This window comes from Serratia sp. CY37869 (genome assembly GCF_052168895.1).
Taxonomy (GTDB): Bacteria; Pseudomonadota; Gammaproteobacteria; order Enterobacterales; family Enterobacteriaceae; genus Serratia; species Serratia ureilytica.
This window is the reverse complement of record NZ_JBJNLU010000001.1, coordinates 249,655-270,476: the sequence shown is the minus strand read 5'-3', so window position 1 is coordinate 270,476 and position 20,822 is coordinate 249,655. Positions and strand designations below refer to the sequence as shown.

Genomic DNA, 20,822 nt, shown 5'->3' with positions numbered 1-20,822 from the left:
ATGCCGCCTGCATCCCCCCTGTTGCGTTTAAACGAGGATGTGAAACTGATCTCTCCGCAGGCGAATGTGGCGCTGTTGCTGCAAGAAAACAGTAATGCGCCGTTAAAGCTGAGTGGGTTTTCTGCCCGGCTTGCCCAACAGTTGCAAGGGGGCAGCTCCATGGCGGCCCTCCTGGCGGAGCTGGCAGAACACCACCCGAACGCAACGCCCGAACAGTGCCAACAGGCGCTGTCCGCGTTTCTGCTGCGGTTGAAACAGGCGAATATGATCGTTGATGGCGCGCAAAAGCCGCCTACGGCGGCGAAAGTGGCCGGGCGATATCAGCTGCCTAACCCCGATCGCGCCGCACATAAAATCGCCACCGTGCTGCGGGTTGTCCCGCGCGGGTTAGGTTACGGCCTGCTGAGCCTCGCGATTGCCGCTGCCTTGTGGCGTTTCATCGCGTGTTTGCCAGGGCTAAACGCCTGGCTGCTGCAGGGCGAATGGGCCAGCGTCCAGCTGATGGTGATGCTTGTCGGCATACCGTTATGGCTGTTTTTGCATGAAATGGCGCATGCCGTCGTTTGCCGTCTTTACGGCTGCCCGGTTCTGGGGGCAGGTCTGCAATTTCGCGGCTGGTGGCTGCCCTCCGTGTTTGTCAACACCAGCGCCATCGCGCTATTCCCACTGCGCGGCATGAAGGCCTGGGTGGCGATGGCAGGGCCATTGATGGATCTCTTGTGTCTGGGAGCGCTCGCGGCGCTGAGTGAAAGCGCCGTCGCCACCGCGATACGGCCGTTACTGCTGTTGATACTGTTCGGCCTGCTTTTCAATCTCACCCCTTTTCGGCTTTCGGATGCCACGCGGGCATTTCGCGCTTTTGCCCAACCCGGCGCCAATAAGAAAACCCGCGAGTGGTCTGCCCGAGGCCGCCGCCTATTCCGCAGTTATTGTCTGCTTTACAGCCTCTGCATGGCGGCGGCGATGGGTTGGTTAAGCTTCGTGAGTTGGCAGAAGGTGAATAACTGGTTGGCATCTGGAGTATTATCATGACGTTACCCGCGCAGCCTTTGTTGCTCGTCGCCCCTTTTATCATGCTGCGCACCGCAGGCCTGCCGGCGCACTATGTCAGCCAACTTCCGGATGATTTATCCGCGATTATCCGGCAACACCACTTGCAGGAGCCGGCCTGGCGGCAACTCGGGCAGGCGCTTATCGCCAGGCTGCATGCGAATATCGCATTACCCTCGGCGGACAGCGTTCGCCAGGATATGATTCGCTGTCGCCGCCATATCTTCAACGATCGCTATTTCAACCTGTCTGCCGAAGTGCGCGCCTGGTTGGCGCATTACGACTCAGCCGCTCTGGAGCAACTGACCGAATGGTTGGCGATAGCGAATGAGCGCCGGCAGTTGGCGGCAACCTTTAACCAACGCTGGCAGCGTGTCAACGAACAGACGCAGGCCTTGTTGCTCAAAGCCGCCAACGAACCGGCTCTGCGCCGGGCGCTCTGCCTTGCCTCCCCGCAGTTGCTTTGCGATCTGGAACAAAATTGGCAGAGTTGGCCGGCCAAACGGCGCCGGCGCGTAGAGCGCTCCTTGTTTGCCTACATGATTCGAGCGGCGGGCAAAGTCAGCCCATTCAGCACCTTTTCCTCTTTTAGCCTGGTCCCGTTTGAAAGCTCGGCCGGCGAAGCCACTCTGCAAACCGGTGAAGGCAAGGTGACCTCGACCGTACACCTCAACCGCTCCATCGCATTAGCCTTGCGCGACGCGCTGTATACGCAGCTCTGGTTGGCGAAACATGATCTGCCGCTGTGCCGTAACCCCTCCTTGCAACGCATTTCCGCCAGCCAGATGCGCGGCCATTTCTATCGCTATGAGAAACGCCACGGTTTGTTATGGAACGAAGAGCAGCAATTTGTCCTGGGCCTGGAGGCGGCGGAAATCGACGCCGTTCTGAGCGCCAGCCACCAGCAAAGCTGGAGCGCGTGGCGAACGCATTTCGAACTGGCTGGGATGGCCCCGTCCGAAGCGGAAAGACTGCTGAGAAAGCTGGTGCGCAAGGACGTCTTGCGCCCGACATTACAGTGGGGAACGCATCATCCTGCCCCTCTGGCCGATGTTTTGGCGCTGATGCCGGCGGAGCTCTCCAGCGACGCTCTGCGCAACCTGCCCGAACTGCCCGAACGCTTTGGTGCGGCAGAAAACGCGGAGCGCGTTGCGCTGCTTGAGCAGGCTCAACAGACGATTCAACAGAGCTGGGAGCGGCTGACCCGCCATCAGATGCCCGAAATTCGCAATATTTTATATGAAGACGCCTGGCGGGAAGGGATCAGGATGACATTGCCTGACGCTTTCATTCCCAATGTACTTGCCCGCGTAGCGAAAGCGGTGGCCAAACGCGCCACGTTGTCGCAGGAGTACCTCTGGCTGCTGCAGAACTTTATCGACAAATACGGCGCAGGTGGCCACTGCACCGATGTCTCATTGTTTTTGCAGCAGAGCTGGCAGGGATTTATTCAATTCACCCAACAACGTATCTCGCAGTCCGCCGCCACAACGGCCCGCTGGCGGCAGCACAATATCAATCCCGCCGCCCTGAAGCTGCCGGTAACGCTCTTCCTGCAATTGGATGCCCGTCATGTGGGGCAGCTAGCGCATCCCCGGGGCAAAGTGGTCATCAACAATGCGTATTCGCGTATCGGCTGGCAGTTGGCGCGCACCACGTTGACCAACGACAGCCAGGCCGACGACAGACGCCATCAGCTGCAAAACTGGCTGCGCCAGTTCGCCGCGCCGGCGCTGCCATTAACCTTCAGCGTCAGCGGCGAGTCCAGCAATCTCCAGGCTCAGGCCCGCCTGGCGGCTCATCATCTGTGCCTGGATGAGCCGCCTCAGGTTGCCGGCGACCTGACGCTCGACCGGCTCCAACTGCATCATGATACGCAGAGCGGCCTGCTGAAGCTGACGGACAACCAGGGACAAGCGTTCCAATTATGTTACCTCGGCGCGGCGACGCCGATGGTGGCCTGGGGAACCAAATACCTGCTTACCGTACTGGCCGAACCGGTGCAGATTGGCCGCCCCGCCTACAAGCGATTGATGGCCAATGAGCTGGATCATGACTTCCGCCATGCCCCGCGCATGGAGGAGGAAGACTGTGTCCTGATCCGTGAAACCTGGTGGGTCCGCTCTTCCCGCATTTTCCATGAGCTGTCCGGGCATCAGGCGGCGGAGCATCCGGCGCGCCTGTTGGCATTGTTACTGAAGAACGGCATTCCGACAGACAGCTATGTGAACGGGCAATTCAACGATCATCTTAGCTGGCAGTCATTTAACAACGACAAGATTCGCAAGCCGATGTGGTGCAGGCTGGGCAATTCACATTGCCTTGACCAATTGCTGCTACTGGCGCGAAAAGTTGACTGGTTAGTCTTCCGAGAGGCTCTCCCGTCACCGGAAAACAGTTGGATGGAAGTGAAGAATGAAACCTATCTCACTGAAATTCACACTGAGATGGTCATCCCTGGCGATTACCTCGACGCCTCTCTTATGTCCCCTCTGAAGGAGAAATCCCATGCATAAAGTATCAGGCTTGCTGCTTATTATCGGCCTCGTCATGTTCGCTGTCGCCCTGGCCCTCAATATCTACAGTAGCTACACGGCGAGCAACGCCAACGGTGCGTCATTGTTCTCCACCAACTGGTGGGCGCGCTGGTTCCCACTTTACGCTTCGGGAGCCGCTCTGCTCTTCATTGGTGTGATCTTGCGTCTGACAGTAGGGGATCGTTAAGCACCTATGCGTTCCCCATCTTCAGAGGCACCGCGCAACGCCGCCCGCCAGCAGGCGTTGCACCTGCTGAACTCGCCTCATACTCCGCCGCGCGGGCGGCCATGGCGCAAAGCGGCGCTCGTCGGAGCGATTGCGCTGGCGTTAGCCTTAGGTCTCGTTGCCGGCAGGGCATGGTTTACCCAGCCAGCAGCGGCCGAGCGCGCCAGCGCCGCCGAGCCTCAGGCCAACACCGCAGCACCTGTCGAGCCAGCGCCCCCTGCGGCGGCCGCATCTGCAGTCACGGCCGCAGGATTCATCAAGGCCTCGCGCCTCTCCACCGTTTCGGCAGAGATTACGGGAACGGTGCAAGAGATTTATGTGCAACGCGGGGACAAGGTAAAAAAAGGCGAGCGATTGGCATCACTCGACGGGCGTTCGCTAAGAGCGCAGCTTGCGTCGCTCCAGGCCAGCCAGCAAATCGCGGCGGGCAAACTCGCGCAGACAGAGTCCCGCCTGCCGCGCGCGCGCAATCAGCTGCAGCGATTGAACCGTTTGTTGCCGCTCAACTATGTGAGCCAGGATGATGTCGACAGCGCCAAAGCGGAGTTGGATTCGTTCGAGGCGCAGCGCCGCCAATATCAGGCAGAATTACAACAAGTGGGCTGGCAGATAAAAGCCAGTGAAATCGACCTGTTGCGTACGATTATCCGCGCGCCCTTCGACGGCCAGGTGGTGTCGTTAGACGCCTCCCCGGGGGAAACGGTCTCGCCCATTTCCGCCGGCGGCGGTTTCACCCGCACGGGGATCGCCACCATTGTCGGTTTGGATAATTTTGATGCCGAAGTTTGGCTGCCCGAAAGCCAGCTGGCGAAAGTCGCGCCCCAACAACGAGTGACAATCAAGCCGGATGGCCTCCCCGATCGACAGATCTCAGGCACCGTCAGCCTTATCTCTTCGGTGGTGGATGAGCAACGCGCGGCGGTTTTAGTCATTATCAAGCTCGCTCAGCAACAGCCCTGGCTGAAACATAATATGTCAATTCAGGTAGATTTTTATGAATAAAACGGCAACCGCGCCGAGCGATCCGGTCGTGCAACTGCAACAGGCCGGCAAAGACTATAAAAAAGGGCGCGAGCACATCACGGTATTGCACGATCTTGATTTTAGCCTGCACGGCGGCGAGATGGTCAGCATCATGGGGCCATCCGGCTCAGGGAAATCGACGCTGCTCAATCTAATCTCCGGCGTTAATGTCTGCGATCGGGGCGAGGTATTTTTGCAAGGGCATTCGCTGCATCGGCTGCGACCTGAAGAACGCACCTCGCTGCGAGCCCGCCATATTGGCTTCGTCTTTCAGTTTTATAACCTGTTGCCCGTGCTCAGCGCCGAGGAGAATGTCGCCCTCCCCCTGCACCTTTGGCATATGGACGCCAAACAGCGCCGGCAACGCGTCGACGCCGCGCTGGAGCTGGTTCAGATGGAACACCGGCGCCGCCACTTGCCGGATGAACTCTCCGGAGGAGAGCGCCAACGCGTGGCCATTGCGCGTGCGATAGCCACTAATCCGGATCTGCTGCTGTGCGATGAGCCTACCGGCGATCTCAGCCAGGAGGCGGGGGAGGAAATTATGGATATTATGACGCTACTGAGCCGGGAGCAGGGCAAGGCTATCATCGTCGTGACGCATGATATTCAGGTCGCCGCGCGGGCACAGCGCCAATTCCAACTCAGGGACGGCAAGCTGATCCGTAGGGATATGCCATGAGAGCCATGTTTTACCTCTGGTTGTGGCGCTCCGCCACTGAGCAGTCGAGAAGATTTATCATGATCTTGCTGTTTATCGCCAGCGGCGTCATGTTGCTGCTGCTCATGCTGACCTTTGATCGCGCCTTCAGCTTAAAGGCAAGCGATCCGCCCGGCGCAGACAACCGGCTACTGGTGCTGAATGCACTCAGTTCCCAAATGCTGCTGCCGCAGTTTTATCATCAGAAAATGAGTCAACTGCCGGCGTTGGATCGGCTGAGCTGGGGAGTTTGGGTCGGTGCTTACTATCGCCACCCCGGATGGTTCGTGCCCGCTATCGCGGTAGAAGACCAACACTACTTCGCCATGATCCCCTCTTTAAAAATAGCGCCGGGCTTACTGGAGCGTTGGCAGAATGACCGGCAAGGCGTGCTGGTCGACAGCCGTTTTGCGGCGCAATATCGCTTAAAAGCGGGCGATCGGCTGCCGCTTTCATCCGCGATTTGGAAGCTCGCGCCTAACCCCATTCTCGATCTTTACATTACTGGCATCGTTGAAGAAACCCAAACCGACACCCCTCCCGCGGTCTGGATGCATTATGACTACCTCGACAGCGTGAGACAAAATGGCAAGCGGCTGGTGAGTTTTTTTATGGCGACCCCTAAACCCGGCATGTCTGCCGAGAACCTCTCCCGGCAGATTGATGCCCTGTTTGGCGCGGAGCGGTTGCGCGGCACCACGCAGACAGCCCCCGTACGCATGCATATAAAATTGTTTATGAGTAAATTGTTCGATTTCCATCGCGTGATTTTTTGGGTCAATCTGGCGCTGTGCCTGTTATTGGCGCTGCTGCTCAGCACCAACTTCTATGTCATGACGCATAAAGCCTTGAGCGACTACCGCACCCTTAATTATCTGGGTTTTCGCAAATCACAGTTGATTAAAGCGGTTGCCGTGCAACTCGGCGCCATCACCTTGGCGGGTGCCATCGTGGGCATAGTGTTGTCGGTTATTTTTATTCTGCTGTTGCCGACGCTGTTCCCCGCCGTATTAAACGCCGTTGAGCCGCATTTCCAGGATTATGCCATCGGCCTCCTGCTGGTCTTTATTTTATCCCTGGTCTGCGCATTGCCCTCCCTCTTGCAAATCGCTCGCCTGCAGGAGGAGAGAAAATGAACCCGCGTTCATCCTCGAAAATCCACCAGCTCGGGATATTGCTGGGCATTGGATTACGCAACCTGTGGCGGCGGCCGCTTTATTTCACCGCGATTCTATCCAGCTTCATTTTTCTCGCGGTCATTGTGACATCGTTATTTTCACTGCGCGCAGGGCTGATCGGCGCGCTGGAGTCGAGTGCGGAACCCGGCCTGTATTTTGCGCAAAGCAAAGACTCCTCTTCCGAACTGACCAGCACGATAACGCGAACGCAGGCGGCGCAACTTTCGCGCTTGCCCGGCCTTGTTGCGGCTTCGCCGGAGTGGGTTGTCCTGGTGCGGCTCCGCCCAGACAACGTGGAGAAAGAGTATCTGGTGCGCGGCGTAACGCCGGCGGCATTCACGCTGATGAACGCGAACAACGGGCAACCGCTGGTCACCCTCACCCGCGGCAGAGCATTTCAGCCGGGGCAAAATGAGCTCGTCGTCGGCGCGTCATTGGCGCGGCATTATCCGGCGTTCCACGTGGGCGAGACCATACGCCTGCACGACCGCGATTGGAAAATCGTCGGTGAATTTACCACCGGCGGTTCGCCGCGGCAGTCCGAGTTCATGGCCGATCTGGAACATATCCGCACCAGCTGGGGCGCGGGACTCGATTACAACCTGGTGGCATTGACCAGCAATGTCACCTCTGTCGAGCAACTGCAACAAGCCATCCAGGGGACGCTCAATGACCGAGTCGCCATTAGCGACAGCCGAACCTACTATGCCGGCAGCAGCGAAGGGTTGGGCCAGGTGCTGCTGTGGTTCGGCCTGTTATTTTCATTGCTGGCGGGGGTGTCGGTGACTGCGGGCATCATCGCGCTGTGTGAATCGCTCATTGCCAACCAACAAGACCAGCTGGCAATAACGCTGCTGCTGGGATTCGGCAGGGTTATTGATGTGTCTTATCTCTGCCAAACCCTCTTGCTGGGCCTGGCAGGCTCTTCCATTGGCGCCTTGTTGAGCATGTTGCTGTTCAACGGCATCACGTTCACCACGTTTGGCCACGCGCATGAGCTGGTGTTCCCCATGATGGTCAGCGGAAAAATGCAGATGATCAGTATCGCTTATGGCGTATTCATCAGCTTTATCGCCTCACTGTTTGTGCTGCCGGCCATTCGCGCAGCGACAAAGGGAAAATAATGCCGGGCGCAACAGAGAGCCGGCGAAAAGCAAGCCGCGCGTCGCCGCCGGGGTGCGGCCCAATAGCGATTAAAAAATGATAGCTACTTAATTTATTGCGGTATGCCCGGCGAAACGCGGCAGAAGATTTTGCGATGACCTTGGCGATAAGGGCAAAGCAATTTCCCCCGCCGGTCATTGTCGCCAACGAAGAGCGCAGGGCATTCATTGAATGAAATCGCGCTAGGTGAAAAACCCAAAGCACTGAATATCAATTACACAGAGATATTGATTTGATTTTGCAGGCCAAAAGAAAATGGAAAGCCTGGTGACAAGGCACTTGAGTACCACTCCAGAACAGGAGCCAGAGAAAAAATGAATGATTCATCCCTTAATAATACCCCCCTGGCGGACACCCAGCAGGGCGTATGGTACGCATCGCAAGCGAGCCACTCTTCCAAACTCTATGCGACGGCGCAAGCCCTGCGCCTGCACGGTGAAATTAATCGGACATTATTGCTCAACGCCATCGAACTGGCTCTGCAGGATATTGAGGTGCTCAACCACCGTTTCCTCGATATCGATGGCACTCCGTCTTTCGGCATCCGCCAGCCTGCTGGCCGCGTGACCGTCTGCGATCTCAGCCATCACGCAGACCCGGAGGCGCTCGCCTGGCGCGCGATGGAACAGATAACGCAACGGGAACAGGGACCGGAGAATTTACATCTTCATGAACATCAGCTGTATGTTTTGAATGAACGCGAAGCGATATGGTTTTCCCGAATACACCATATCGCTTTCGACGCCTACGCCTATTCCCTGCTCCACCGCCGTGCGGGGGAGCATTACCGAGCGCTGTTGCAAGGAACGCCGCCTCTCCCCAGCCGCTTTGTCAAACTGACCACGCTCTGCCAGGACGACGTCCTCTACAGGCAGAGCGCGCAATATGCGGACGATCACCGCTACTGGATGCAGCGCTGCGCGCAGTTGCCTGCGCCGACCTTTCTGGGTGCGCCAGCGCAAGCCATGGCCGAGCACACGTTGGAAGTCGAGACCGTTATCGATACCGAGCTGGCGCTAGCCCTGGGCAGCTTCTACCAAAGCAGCGGGATCGCGTTATCCGACATCTTGCTCAGCGCGTTCGCCAGCTATTTCTCCCGCTGTCAGTCGGGCGAGCGGCAACTGTTGTTCGGCCTGCCCTGCATGGGGCGGCTTGATACTTATGGCGCCCAGGCGGCGGTCACACGCAGCAATATCCTGCCGCTTCTGCTGGATTTGCCGCAACACGCGCACTTTCGCGACGTTTGCGCCACCGTCGCCCGCAGCCGGCGCGAGCTGCTCGCGCACCAGCGCTACCGCGGAGAATGGATCGGCCGAGCCATCGGCAGGGTAGGCGATACTCTGCCCCTTTACGGCATCGAACTGAACATCTTGCCTCCGCCTGCGACGCTCGATTTTGCGGAGCTAAGCGCCACGGTCAAACATATCGCCACCGGCCCCGTACGCGATCTTAACCTCCACCTGGAACTGGGTACGGACCTGCAACCGCGCCGCCTGCGTCTTATCGCCAATGCCGCGCGCCATCATCACGCAGAGCTGCAATTGCATGTGCGGCGGCTGTTGCATTGGATCATGCAGTTGGTTGCGGCGCCGACCCTTCCGCTGCAACAACTGACGCTGCCAGCACCGGCGGAACTGGCGTTAATCGCGCAATGGAACGACACCGCCCAGCCGTTACCCGCCAACACGATCCTCGGCCTGTTCCTCAAACAGGCTCAAGCCACTCCGCATCAGCTAGCCGTGCTCGACGAAAACGAACGGCTGAGCTATTCGGCGCTGGAACTGCGCTCACGGCGGTGCGCGCATGCCCTTGAACGCCATCTGCAAGGCGCTCGCGGCCAGGTGATCGCCGTCACACTTGAACGCAGCGTAGCCTTAGAAGTGGTTCTGCTGGCCATTATGCGTGCCGGCGCCACGCTATTGCCGCTGTCGCCCGAACTGCCGACGCGGCGACAGCAAAAGATGCTCGAGCAGGCCAATGCGGCATTGCTGATAGCCGATCGCGCCGATGACGACAGGTTGCCGGACAGCGTTCCCCGGCTCGATCTCGCCGCGCTGTACTCACTAGCCGCCCATCAGGGCGACGCGGCATTGCCGCTCGTCACGCGGCAAAGCGGCGCAGATCCGGCTTATATTCTGTTCACCTCCGGTTCCAGCGGCGCCCCAAAAGGGGTGATCGTGAGCCATCTTGCCTTGGCCAATCGCCTGCAATGGATGCAGGCCGAATATCCTCTCGGAACGCAGGATCGCGTGCTGCAGAAAACGCCGGCCACCTTTGATGTGTCGATTTGGGAGTTTTTCTGGCCGCTGATCGGGGGCGCAACCTTGGTGATGGCGCGGCCCGGCGGCCATACCGATCCGGCGTACCTGCTGAATTGCATCGTGCAGCATCGCATCACAACGCTGCACTTTGTTCCATCGATGCTGGCGCTGTTTCTCGACGCCGTCGAACGCAGGCCCGAACCGCTGCCGCTGCTCAGGGTATTCGCCAGCGGGGAAGCCTTGTCGCCGGAGCTGGCCCAACGGCAGCGGACATTGCTGACGGCGCCTTTGCATAATCTTTACGGCCCGACGGAGGCCGCCATTGATGTCACTTACCACGCGCTGAGCTGCAGCGACGAGAAGCGCAGCGTGCCTATCGGCCGCCCCATTTGGAATACGCGCATCCACGTGCTGGATCCCTTCGGCAACACCACCCCCATTGGCATCGAAGGGGAATTGCACATTGAGGGCATTTGTCTCGCTGACGGCTATGCGGGCCAACCCGAGCTGACGGCAGAACGGTTTTTCGCCACGGCGGACGGCAAGCGCCTTTACCGCACGGGAGACCTGGCGCGCTGGCGCCCGAATGGCGAAATAGACTATTTGGGGCGGCTGGATCACCAGATAAAAATACACGGGCAGCGTATTGAGCTGGAGGAAATTGACGCGGTTCTCAATCGACATCCGCAGGTGCTCCAGTCCTGCGCCAACATGCATGACGGGCGCATTGTCGCCTATGTCGTGGCCAGCGGCGCCGAGGCCGATGAAAAAGCCTTACTAGCGCTCTGCCGGGAATATCTCCCTGCCTACATGCTGCCGCAGTGCCTGGTGTTTCTCTCCGAACTGCCGCTCAGCCGCAATGGCAAACTGGATAGAAAAGCGCTGCCCGCTCCGCAAAGCCCGCAATCACAGGGCGGTGGCATTCCCTCCTCCCTGACGGAGCAACGGCTGTGCGAATATTTTGCCGATGCGCTGCGCCTGCCTGCCGTGGCGCCTGAAGCCAACTTCTTCGAACTGGGAGGCAACTCGCTGAGCGCCGTTGATGTCGCCGCCCGCATTAACGCCGGCCTGGGTTGGCAAATCACCATCGCCAGTATCTTTGCTCATCCTTCAGCCCGGGCGCTGGCCGAACAAGGCCAGCACTCAGCGCCGGATATGCTCGATGCCACACTGCTGCTGCGCCCTGGCGCCGGCGCTTCGCAAAACGCGCTGCCGACGCTGTTTTGCATCCATCCGGCCGGTGGCATCGCCTGGTGTTACAGCGGCCTGGCGCGTTTTCTCAAAACGCCGTGTGAAATCGTCGGCTTGCAAGCTCAAGGCCTGACGCCGGGCAGCAATATCACCCGAACGATGGATGAAATGGCCGCAGAATATGCCAGGCGCATACGCGCCCATCAGCCCGAGGGGCCTTACTGGATCATCGGGTGGTCGGTTGGCGGCATGATCGCCCACAATGTCGCCATCCACCTAGAGCAACAAGATCAGCAGGTCGAATTGCTGGCGATGATGGATGCCTATCCCAGCGATCTGTGGCGACGCTTCGCTTTTGAAACGCTCAATGGCGAAGAGGAGGAGAGCCTGGCGCTGGCCGCCCTGTTGTTCATTGCGGGCATCGCCTTGCCCTTCGATCAAGAATTGCCTTCGCTGGTCGTGCCGAAAGGCGAGATCCTGCAACGCGCGGAAACAATCGCCCTGTTGCGAAAACACGGCAGCGCCCTGGCCAGTCTGGATGACGGCACGCTCGACCGCTTGATTGACGTGGTGATTAATAGCCGCCGCCTGGTCGGCCAGTCGGAACACGGCCACTTCTACGGTAATTTGCTGTTCTTCACGGCAGCAGCGCCGCGCGCAGAAGACTGGTTGGATTTGGAGGCCTGGCGCCCCTATGTACATGGACGAATACAAAATATCGACATCGACTGCGATCACCCCGCGATGGCCAGGGCGGAAGCATTGCGCGATATCGCCGGGCATCTGGACGCCGCTTTTGCTCGTTTCGCGCAGCGCACGTCCGTATCAGAACTGAACTACACCATAGAGTACATCACCCAATGAGCGATTCTTTTTTACTTAAGGACCTGGCGGAAAATTTAGTGCCTTTCACGGCACACCGGGTTACGTCCTCTCTCATTTGGTCCGCCGAAGAAAAGGCAGACGGCGAAGCGCTGCACGCCGCGTGCAGCTATCTGGTCACTCCCGATACGCCAGGCGCCGTCAAAGTTTTCCACGCGGAACGTTACGGCGGAGGCGGTATTCAACGTAACGGCGGCGGCGCCCGCTGCGGTTTTGATGGCCGTTACCAGGTGAAAGGAATCGGTGCTAATCCGCTGGTCGGGCAAGGTTCGGATTGGTATCACTCCAATGGCGAACTGCGCGCCGAACAGGCGATCTATGAAGCCCTATGGAGCGAAATGCTGGCGCAGACGTTGCCTTATGGCGCCGCGCGCACCCACGCGATTTTGCTCACCGACAGCTATACCCTTGGGGATTTCACCCGCACAAAGGGCCGCTCTCGCCGCGCCCTTCTGGTTCGCGAGCCCCTGGTCCGCCCGGCACATTTTGAACGAACGCCCTACTTCCGGCCCAAAGCGGAATATGCAGGGCAGCTCATGCATGACGTTCAACGGGTTAAATCCGTGCTTCGCCGCCTGCCGGACTATTTGCCGGTCCCCACCGCGGGCTTCAGCGAACAGGCCGCTCGCGATCCGCGGCGCCGCTGCCTTGAGGGGATGTATGAGCTCACCAAACGTCTGGCTCGGCAAATGGCGTTTTGCCGCACCCGCTTCCTGATGTTGACCACCTCATCCTCCAACATCACCATGGACGGTAGGGTATTGGATTTTAACGGGCTAACCTGTTTATTCCCCAGCGATCATCGTTACGATTTCGAATACCAGCTCAAGTTTGCACAATTGATGAGAGAACCGGCAATCATTCAGAACAGCCTATCCGAGCTGTGCTTCTACCTTGGGAAGTACCTGTTTGATCGGCCTTTCATTGCCATCGCCCAGCAACAGGTAAAAACCTATTTCTGGCATTTTTTTCAGCAGGCCTGTTGCCGTGGCTATTTGACGCTACTGGGCATTCCCATCGACCTGCTCTCACCGGCGGAGACGCCAAAACCCTTAGAGAGGCTGGCAAACAATTTCCTGCAGCTGCTTATCCACCGTTGCCGAAAGCTCTATGTCTCAGCGGAAATGGCGGGAGACGAATCGCCGCTGGAACGTTTGGTCGTGACCTTGATTCGCTGCAGCCAAGGGCACCCCGTCCCCACGCATGACGATTTCTCACGGGATGCGCGTTTTATGGGCACCCTGCGCGCTTTCTCGCAGGTCAATCATTGGTTGGTCGAAACCTGCCGCGCCCAGAGAATCGATGCCACCGTTATTCAGAAAGGCATGGCGCAACAGGCTCGCCTCAGGCTGCGGCCCCGCCCCCAGTGCGGGAAAATACAGATGCTCAACGAAATCACGGCTCTGGTGGAGGCCAATGGTGATGACGACCAACGCTTGCGGCAACTGTTAACCGACATGCGGATAAAGGCGGTGGCCTTCGCCAAAGAAACCTTTGGCGGGCAGCCGCTTGTCATCCCCTCCAGGAGAAATGAACCAGCATGACGCTCTATATTCGAGAAACCGCCGGCGGCCAAGATCAATGGTCAGACTATGAGCAGCTTGGTTTTGCCGTGAGCTGCATGTTACATCACCGAAATTACAGCCTTCATCCGATAAAAAGCGTTCAAGAGCGCTTGATATTTGCCATACAGCACGGGCAGATCAAGTTTCTTTTCGACACCAATGACCAACCGCTGGCCTATGTTCTCTGGGCCTGTCTGACGGAGGACACCGAAACGCAATTGCAACGCGATCCGGGGTTCCCACTTCACCCTTCCGAATGGAATGAGGGAGACAGGATATGGCTGCTCGATTTTTGTTGCAGGCCCGGTTTCGCACCTCAGGCAATCAAGCGCTTCAACAAGCTCAAACCCTGGGGAGAGGGCCAGGTGCGCTGGCAGAACAGAAAGAGAAAGGTAATGACGCTGGCCTGATCCGCACGGCCCGCTCCTTAAATAAAACGAATGGAGAGCCCCTCGATGGACGGATTTGTACTCATGGCGATCAAACGAATCGCGGTAGAAACGGCATTTTTCTGTGAAGGCCCCTATGACAGCGATAACGGATTTGAGCGTCTGATGGCCTGTAAAACCCGCAGCGACTTGAACAATAGCGCGTTTGGCGATGTCTTCCTGCATTCGTTTCTTCGCGGCAAAAGCGTGGAAGAAATAAAAAGCGTTGTCCTAAATTCGGCAATTCAATTGATTGTTGCGATTAAAAAAGTATCGGCGGAAATCGCCGAACAAATTTTATTGCAGACTCCATTGCCACCAGAGGCCATAAGTGTCGCCAGGCCAGCTAATACCTGCACCGTCTGAAGTCTGAACCTTGCCTAAACGGCGCCCACGCGGCGCCGTTTTTTTTCGCCTTCATCCATTCTGTGAAGTTATACTTTGCACAATTTCACGGCACAGAGGAGCCCACATGTCCAGCACTGCCAGCGTCAGGTTACGCCCATTGGAACGGGACGATCTGTCGTTCGTCCACCAGATGGACAACAACGCCAGCGTTATGCGCTATTGGTTTGAAGAACCCTACGAAGCCTTTGTCGAACTTTCCGATCTCTACGACAAACACATCCACGATCAGAGCGAGCGCCGCTTTATCATCGAGCACGAAGGCGCCAAGGTCGGCCTGGTGGAACTGGTGGAGATCGATCACATCCACCGCCGCGCAGAATTCCAGATCATCATCGATCCCGCCCACCAGGGCAAAGGCTACGCCAGCACCGCCGCCCGCCTGGCGATGGACTACGGCTTCTCGGTGCTGAACCTGTACAAGCTGTACCTGATCGTCGACAAGGAGAACCCGAAGGCGATCCACATCTACAGCAAGCTGGGCTTCAACGTGGAAGGCGAGCTGATCGACGAGTTCTTCGTCAACGGCGAATACCGTACCGTGCTGCGCATGTGCATTTTCCAGCCGCAATATCTGGCGAAGTTCAAAACGCCGGGCGATAAGCCGCTGGTGAAGTGACGGTCTGCGAGAAAAAAGAGAAAACCCGCGCTGGCGGGTTTTTTATTGGCGAATAACCGGCTAGTATTCGGTGATGCCATTTTTACCGGAAAATGAGCTGATAAAAAAGCCAAGAACGTATTTAACCGGAATAGTGGATGAAACAGTAACGCACCGCAATAACAAGAACCTTTCCTCTGAATTTCTACGAAGGAGTAACGTAAATGGCTAAAGTTTCAAACCTGCTGCTTTTTATCGGCCTGGCGATGCTCGCCATCGCCGCCGGTCTAAATACCTATAGCGGCTACGCGCCTGCAGATCCCAACAGCACCCCGCTGTTTTCCCCGCTCTGGTGGACGCGCTGGTTCCCGCTCTATGCCTCGGGCGCTGCGTTGCTGTTGGTGGGGTTGGTATTGCGGGTTACGGCTAAAGGCCGCGCGCATTAAGGATTACCATTTCAGCACCGCCGAGCCCGCCACAGCCATTATCGACATGAACAATTATATTGATCATCACCGACAACATAATTGTGGTTGATAATAAATTGCAGAGAATGGATTGAATTCCACATGATGAAAGATGAATAAAACAAACTCGCCGGCAATCAGACTTATGCCATGCATTAATTCATGCCGGCTTAATGCGCGGGTAAAATAAAACAGCAGACGCAGGCCGACTGCAACGGCCATTGCCGGCGACGGAGCGAAAACCTCCGTCGCTCTCCCCTCACCCATACCGCCCGGTAATATAATCCTCGGTGCGGCGCTGGCGCGGCGACGTGAAAATGGCGTCGGTGTCGTTGTATTCCACCAGCCGCCCCTGATGAATAAAGGCGGTGTAGTCGGAGACGCGCGCCGCTTGCTGCATGTTGTGCGTCACCAGCACCACACTGTAACGCTGCTTCAACGCCGAAATCAGCTCTTCGATGGTCAGCGTGGAGATCGGATCCAGCGCCGAAGTCGGCTCGTCGAGCAACAGTACTTCCGGCTCGATGGCGATGGCACGCGCGATCACCAGGCGCTGCTGTTGGCCGCTGGACAAGCGGAAGGCGTTTTCGCGCAGCCGGTCCTTCACCTCATGCCACAGCGCGGCGGCGCGCAGCGAACGCTCCACCGCTTCATCCAGCAAGCGCCGGTCGCGCACGCCCTGCAGGCGCAGGCCGTACACCACGTTTTCATAGATCGATTTCGGGAACGGGTTCGGCCGCTGGAACACCATGCCCACTCGCCGCCGCAGCGCCGCCACGTCGATCTGCGCGCCGGAGATCGCCGCGCCGTTCAGTTGCAGATCGCCCTCGATGCGGCAGTTGTCCACCAGATCGTTCATGCGGTTGAAACAGCGCAGCAGCGTCGATTTGCCGCAGCCCGAGGGGCCGATCAAGGCCGTCACCCGATGTTTCGGGATACGCAGCGAGATATCGTGCAACACCTGCTTGTCACCATAAAACAGGTTCAGGCCGTTGACCGCCAGCGCGGTCTGTTCATCGTCGAGATGCTGGACATCCAGCCGGGGCAAACTGCCTGGCGTCATCAAACCCATTACGCACTCCCCAAAAATAGCGTCATTGTTACTGCGACCATGCTCGGTACCGCTCCCTCAACGAATGGCGGATACCCATCGCCGCCAGATTCAAACTCACCACGATCGTCACCAGCAGGAAGGCGGTGGCGAACACTAGCGGCCGGGCCGCCTCTACGCTCGGGCTCTGGAATGCCATATCGTAGATCTGGAAGCTTAAATGCATAAACTTCCGCTCAAGGTGCAGATACGGGAAAATCTCGTCCACCGGCAGCACCGGCACCGATTTCACTACCCCCACCAGCATCAGCGGCGCGGTCTCCCCGGCGGCGCGCGCCACCGCCAGAATCAAGCCGGTCATCATCGCCGGCGCAGCCATCGGCAGCACGATGCGCCACAGCGTCTCGGCCCGGCTGGCGCCCAGCGCCATCGAGCCCTGCCGCAGCGAAGTGGGAATGCGCGACAGCCCTTCCTCGGTGGCGACGATCACCACCGGCAGCGTCAGCAGCGCCAGCGTCAGCGCCGCCCACAGCACGCCGGGCGTGCCGAAGGTCGGGTTGGGCAAAGATTCAGGGTAGAACAGCTGATCGAGCGTGCCGCCTATCATATAAACGAAAAAGCCAAGGCCGAAGACGCCGTAGACGATCGAGGGCACGCCGGCCAGATTGACCACCGCGATGCGGATCACCCGCGTCAGCAGATTGTTGCCGGCATATTCGTGCAGATACACCGCCGCGATCACGCCAAACGGCATCACCACGATCGACATCAGGATCACCATCAACACCGTGCCGAAAATGGCCGGGAACACCCCGCCCTCGGTATTCGCCTCACGCGGGCTGTCGATGAGAAACTTCTTCACCTGCTCGCCCCAGTGCGCCAGCTTCTCGGAGGTGCTCATGGCGTTCGGGTACCAGGCATCGCGCACCTGGCTGAGCGGAATGGTCAACGTCTGCCCGTGCATGTCGCGCAGCAGCAACGCGTCGCGCTGGCGATCGCGGTTCAGCCCCGCCAGACGTTCGGACAACAGCTGATACTGCCGCTGCAGCTCCAGCCGTTCGGCCTTGATGGCGTCCTGCGCGCGGGCGTCCAGCTTATCGTCGCGCTGCAGGCGCTTTTCCCGCAGCCGCAACGCGTCAAACTGCTGATTGATGCGCGCCATGTCGCGGAATTGAATGTCGTGCGCCTGGCGCGAGAGCGCGGCGATTTGCGGCAGGCGCTGCTGCAACGCCTGCCCCAGATTGCGGCCGGTCAGCGGTTGCCCATCTTCCAGCAGCCCCGCCAGATAACCGTAAGCGGTGCCATGGCTGTCGCGTTCCAGCACCAGCAGGCTGCGCGGCGTGCTTTGGCTGCGGATATCGCTGGCCAGCAAGGTGCGGAAATCCTGCCCCTCGCGCTCGCGGTTGCCGACCTTAATCAGATAACGTTCGACGTTCTGCGCCTCGCCCGGCGGCGTGACGCCCGCCTCGGCCAGCTGGCGCCGGGAAATGCTTTGTTGCTGGTACAACTCGCCGATCACCGTCACCGGCCCGGCGCCGTTCTGATTCAGTTCGAACTGATAAACCGGGCTCGGCCAGAAATAGCGCATCCCCTGCCCGGCCAGCAGCAACAAAATGCCGATCAGCGCCAGCAGGCTGACGGCGACCGAACCGGCGGTCAGCCACACCCACGGCGACCCGCTCTTCACCCAGTTTTTCATGGCGCCTCCTGATTCGGCGTGTAGCGCTTGCGCAGCCGCAGGCGCACCGCCTCCGCCAGCGTGTTGAACACGAAGGTGAAGACAAACAACACCAGCGCAGTCAGGAACAGCACGCGGTAATGGCTGCTGCCGGAAACCGCCTCCGGCATTTCGATGGCGATATTGGCCGCCAGCGCTCGCAGCCCCTGGAACAGGCTGCCGTCAATAATCGGCGTGTTGCCGGTGGCCATCAGCACGATCATGGTTTCTCCCACCGCGCGGCCAAAGCCGATCATCAGCGCGGAGAAAATGCCGGCGCTGGCGGAAGGCAGCACCACCTTGATCACCGTCTGCCATTGGGTGGCGCCCAGCGCCAAAGAGCCCTGGCTCAGGTTGGCCGGCACGCTGAACAGCGCATCCTCCGCCAGCGAGAAGATGATCGGCACCAGCGCGAACCCCATCGCCACGCCCACCACCAGCGCATTGCGCTGGTCATAATTATCCCCCAGCCAGAAATGCAGCGGCTCACCGAACAGCGCCACCTCCAGCCACGGCCCCAGGCTGAACGCCAGCCACACCGTCAACGCCAGCAGCGGCAACAGCAACAGCAGATCGACGCCCGGCCGGCAGCGCGGCATAAAGCGATGGGTCAACGCGCCGCACAGCAGCACCGCCGCCGCCAGCAGCAGCGGCAACGCCAGCACCGCCAACAGATACTGCTCGATGATCGGCGCCAGCCAGATGCCGGCCACCAGCCCGATCACCACCGTCGGCAGCGCGCCCATCACTTCGATAGCCGGTTTGATCACTCGCCGCAGCCCCGGCGTCATAAAGTAAGCGGTATAGATGGCGCCGGCCAACGCCAGCGGGATGGCGAACAGCATCGCGTAAGCCGCCGCCTTGAAGGTGCCGAAGATCACCGGCATCAGGCTGAATTTAGGTTGGTAGCTGTCTTCGCCGGAGGTGGACTGCCAGACATAGGCCGGCTGCGGGTAGTTCTCATACCACACCTTGCCCCACAGCGAACGCCAGGTGACGTCCGGATACGGGTTGTCGAGCGCATAGCGCTGCCAGCCCTGCGCGCTCTCCAGCAGCAGGCCATCGCCGCGCGGCGCGAACGCCATTTGCCGCACCTCGGCGCCCAAACGGGTATTCAGCAGCGGCTGGGATTGGATCGTGGAGAATAACGAGAAGCCGCCATCGGGCCGCAGGGTGGCGAACACCCGGCGATAAGGTTCAGCCACCGTCAGCTCCTGCCCGTCGGCGCCGTGGTCGAAATGCTGCACCGGCGTCAGTCGCCAGCGCTGCTCTTTTTCCACCTCAAACCACTCGCGCAGGTTGCCGTCGGCGCCCTTGATCAGCAGCGCGCTGCCGCCGGGCAGCGCCGTCATCTGGTACGGGGCGTGTTCGCCCAAGGTGCGCGTTTCACGCAGTTGCAGCTGCGCGCCGTCGATCTGGTAACGCGCCAGCCGGTTGCCCGCCAGCAGGTAAAGCTGGCGGCCATCCGGCGTCAGCACCAACTGCTCTGCGTCGTGTTCCAGCGGCCGCTCGCTGAACTGCGGCGGCCGATCCGGGCTGAAACGGCCGAACACCAGCCGCCGATCGTCGGTCACCCCGGCCAGCAGATACTGCCCGCGATGCGCGTCCGCCAGCGACAACAGCTTCAGCGGCTTGCGCTGCGGATCCAGCGCCAGCGGCGGTTGGCCGAGTGGGAACAGCCACTGCGGCCGGCCGTTTTCCGCCGTGGCGAAATCCGCGCGCGCCACCACCAACCGGCCGTCGGCCTGCGCCAACGCGAACAGATCCCGCTCTCCGGCGGCCTGCGCGAGCAGCGCCGGTTTGGCCAGCAGCGTTTGCTGCACCAGCGGTGTCTGGGCCTGGCCGCTCGGCGCCGGCGACAGACGATAAAATTGCCCCGTGCCCTGCGCATCGATGCGATAACCGACGCGCTGCTGCACGTCCATGCCCAGCGCCAGCGCCGGGGAAGACGCCACAATCGGCAGCGGCTGAACTTGCCCAAGCGAGGCCGGTTTGAACAGCGGCAGCACCGCAAACAGCAGATAAACGAAGATCAGCATCAACGTCATCAGCACCATCAGCCCGCAGGCGGTCACTGCCGCCTGCACGCCGCGGTCGATGCGCCCGCGCAGGCGATCTCGGGGATGTTGATTTGCCGTCGTCTGTGTCATGTGTCTCGCTGTCGCTGATGTAATCGGGCTTACGCCGTAAGATAACCGGGCATCTTATGTCAGTTTTATGACGTTTGCATGACAAAGTTACCCGACTCAACCCAGGTTTTTTACACTGCCAACAGACAATATGAATTTGATATATTGCTGAAAAATGACCATAAACACGCTTTATAACGCCAAGAATAAGCCTGCTAACCGTCATTTCATGCTGATCGTTTCACTGCCG

General features: G+C 59.2%; 16 protein-coding genes. 13 read left to right on the top strand and 3 right to left on the bottom strand.

Features of this window, described 5'->3' with window-relative positions; genetic code table 11:
- The 13 genes from ACJ8J1_RS01365 to ACJ8J1_RS01305 all read left to right on the top strand — a co-directional run bounded on the left by ACJ8J1_RS01365 (position 1) and on the right by ACJ8J1_RS01305 (position 15,654).
- The gene (locus tag ACJ8J1_RS01365; protein ID WP_442520313.1) at positions 1-1,032 is read left to right on the top strand and encodes a PqqD family peptide modification chaperone; all 1,032 of its coding nucleotides are present in this window, start codon (positions 1-3) and stop codon (positions 1,030-1,032) included.
- Entirely contained in the window at positions 1,029-3,566 is a 2,538-nt protein-coding gene (locus ACJ8J1_RS01360) for a lantibiotic dehydratase (protein ID WP_033644029.1), read from the top strand. The genes ACJ8J1_RS01365 and ACJ8J1_RS01360 overlap by 4 nt, the downstream gene beginning before the upstream one ends.
- Entirely contained in the window at positions 3,559-3,774 is a 216-nt protein-coding gene (locus tag ACJ8J1_RS01355) for a hypothetical protein (protein ID WP_033644030.1), read from the top strand. The genes ACJ8J1_RS01360 and ACJ8J1_RS01355 overlap by 8 nt, the downstream gene beginning before the upstream one ends.
- Positions 3,775-3,780: 6 nt before the next feature.
- Complete coding sequence (locus ACJ8J1_RS01350; RefSeq protein WP_080273402.1) at positions 3,781-4,815, top strand: efflux RND transporter periplasmic adaptor subunit; 1,035 nt, start codon at positions 3,781-3,783, stop codon at positions 4,813-4,815.
- The gene (locus ACJ8J1_RS01345; RefSeq protein ID WP_033644033.1) at positions 4,808-5,518 is read left to right on the top strand and encodes an ABC transporter ATP-binding protein; all 711 of its coding nucleotides are present in this window, start codon (positions 4,808-4,810) and stop codon (positions 5,516-5,518) included. Before ACJ8J1_RS01350 ends, ACJ8J1_RS01345 begins: the two co-directional genes overlap by 8 nt.
- A gap of 59 nt (positions 5,519-5,577) precedes the next feature.
- Positions 5,578-6,672, top strand: a complete 1,095-nt coding sequence (locus tag ACJ8J1_RS01340) for an ABC transporter permease (protein ID WP_033644034.1) — start codon at positions 5,578-5,580, stop codon at positions 6,670-6,672.
- Positions 6,669-7,838, top strand: coding sequence for an ABC transporter permease (locus ACJ8J1_RS01335; protein ID WP_033644036.1), 1,170 nt, complete (start codon positions 6,669-6,671; stop codon positions 7,836-7,838). Before ACJ8J1_RS01340 ends, ACJ8J1_RS01335 begins: the two co-directional genes overlap by 4 nt.
- A 354-nt stretch (positions 7,839-8,192) precedes the next feature.
- Positions 8,193-12,194, top strand: coding sequence for a non-ribosomal peptide synthetase (locus ACJ8J1_RS01330; RefSeq protein ID WP_046687623.1), 4,002 nt, complete (start codon positions 8,193-8,195; stop codon positions 12,192-12,194).
- On the top strand, positions 12,191-13,756 hold the full coding sequence (locus ACJ8J1_RS01325; protein ID WP_033644037.1) for a hypothetical protein: 1,566 nt from the start codon (positions 12,191-12,193) through the stop codon (positions 13,754-13,756). Before ACJ8J1_RS01330 ends, ACJ8J1_RS01325 begins: the two co-directional genes overlap by 4 nt.
- Positions 13,753-14,187 (top strand): toxin-activating lysine-acyltransferase, encoded by a 435-nt coding sequence (locus tag ACJ8J1_RS01320; RefSeq protein ID WP_033644038.1) that lies wholly within the window; start codon positions 13,753-13,755, stop codon positions 14,185-14,187. The genes ACJ8J1_RS01325 and ACJ8J1_RS01320 overlap by 4 nt, the downstream gene beginning before the upstream one ends.
- A gap of 45 nt (positions 14,188-14,232) precedes the next feature.
- Positions 14,233-14,571 carry a hypothetical protein gene (locus tag ACJ8J1_RS01315; RefSeq protein ID WP_033644039.1) on the top strand — a complete coding sequence of 113 codons (339 nt, stop codon included), beginning with the start codon at positions 14,233-14,235 and terminating at the stop codon, positions 14,569-14,571.
- A 106-nt stretch (positions 14,572-14,677) separates the two neighbouring features.
- Positions 14,678-15,229, top strand: a complete 552-nt coding sequence (gene speG, locus ACJ8J1_RS01310; protein WP_033644040.1) for a spermidine N1-acetyltransferase — start codon at positions 14,678-14,680, stop codon at positions 15,227-15,229.
- 203 nt (positions 15,230-15,432) lie between these two features.
- Positions 15,433-15,654: a hypothetical protein gene (locus ACJ8J1_RS01305; protein WP_033644041.1), complete on the top strand. Its 222-nt coding sequence runs from the start codon at positions 15,433-15,435 to the stop codon at positions 15,652-15,654.
- A gap of 280 nt (positions 15,655-15,934) precedes the next feature.
- Here ACJ8J1_RS01305 and pstB read toward each other — a convergent pair whose 3' ends face one another.
- Genes pstB through ACJ8J1_RS01290 form a run of 3 tightly spaced genes read right to left on the bottom strand, consistent with a single transcriptional unit; the run spans position 15,935 to position 20,593 of the window.
- Positions 15,935-16,747 carry a phosphate ABC transporter ATP-binding protein PstB gene (gene pstB, locus ACJ8J1_RS01300; RefSeq protein ID WP_019452422.1) on the bottom strand — a complete coding sequence of 271 codons (813 nt, stop codon included), beginning with the start codon at positions 16,745-16,747 and terminating at the stop codon, positions 15,935-15,937.
- 28 nt (positions 16,748-16,775) lie between these two features.
- Entirely contained in the window at positions 16,776-18,425 is a 1,650-nt protein-coding gene (pstA, locus tag ACJ8J1_RS01295) for a phosphate ABC transporter permease PstA (RefSeq protein WP_033644042.1), read from the bottom strand.
- Complete coding sequence (locus ACJ8J1_RS01290; protein ID WP_033644043.1) at positions 18,422-20,593, bottom strand: ABC transporter permease subunit; 2,172 nt, start codon at positions 20,591-20,593, stop codon at positions 18,422-18,424. The genes pstA and ACJ8J1_RS01290 overlap by 4 nt, the downstream gene beginning before the upstream one ends.
- Positions 20,594-20,822 lie beyond the last annotated feature (229 nt).

Coding starts and splice junctions, on each gene's coding strand:
- ACJ8J1_RS01365 (WP_442520313.1), top strand. CDS start 1: ATGCCGCCTGCATCCCCCCTGTTGCGTTTAAACGAGGATGTGAAACTG.
- ACJ8J1_RS01360 (WP_033644029.1), top strand. CDS start 1,029: ATGACGTTACCCGCGCAGCCTTTGTTGCTCGTCGCCCCTTTTATCATG.
- ACJ8J1_RS01355 (WP_033644030.1), top strand. CDS start 3,559: ATGCATAAAGTATCAGGCTTGCTGCTTATTATCGGCCTCGTCATGTTC.
- ACJ8J1_RS01350 (WP_080273402.1), top strand. CDS start 3,781: ATGCGTTCCCCATCTTCAGAGGCACCGCGCAACGCCGCCCGCCAGCAG.
- ACJ8J1_RS01345 (WP_033644033.1), top strand. CDS start 4,808: ATGAATAAAACGGCAACCGCGCCGAGCGATCCGGTCGTGCAACTGCAA.
- ACJ8J1_RS01340 (WP_033644034.1), top strand. CDS start 5,578: ATGATCTTGCTGTTTATCGCCAGCGGCGTCATGTTGCTGCTGCTCATG.
- ACJ8J1_RS01335 (WP_033644036.1), top strand. CDS start 6,669: ATGAACCCGCGTTCATCCTCGAAAATCCACCAGCTCGGGATATTGCTG.
- ACJ8J1_RS01330 (WP_046687623.1), top strand. CDS start 8,193: ATGAATGATTCATCCCTTAATAATACCCCCCTGGCGGACACCCAGCAG.
- ACJ8J1_RS01325 (WP_033644037.1), top strand. CDS start 12,191: ATGAGCGATTCTTTTTTACTTAAGGACCTGGCGGAAAATTTAGTGCCT.
- ACJ8J1_RS01320 (WP_033644038.1), top strand. CDS start 13,753: ATGACGCTCTATATTCGAGAAACCGCCGGCGGCCAAGATCAATGGTCA.
- ACJ8J1_RS01315 (WP_033644039.1), top strand. CDS start 14,233: ATGGACGGATTTGTACTCATGGCGATCAAACGAATCGCGGTAGAAACG.
- speG (WP_033644040.1), top strand. CDS start 14,678: ATGTCCAGCACTGCCAGCGTCAGGTTACGCCCATTGGAACGGGACGAT.
- ACJ8J1_RS01305 (WP_033644041.1), top strand. CDS start 15,433: ATGGCTAAAGTTTCAAACCTGCTGCTTTTTATCGGCCTGGCGATGCTC.
- pstB (WP_019452422.1), bottom strand. CDS start 16,747: ATGGGTTTGATGACGCCAGGCAGTTTGCCCCGGCTGGATGTCCAGCAT.
- pstA (WP_033644042.1), bottom strand. CDS start 18,425: ATGAAAAACTGGGTGAAGAGCGGGTCGCCGTGGGTGTGGCTGACCGCC.
- ACJ8J1_RS01290 (WP_033644043.1), bottom strand. CDS start 20,593: ATGACACAGACGACGGCAAATCAACATCCCCGAGATCGCCTGCGCGGG.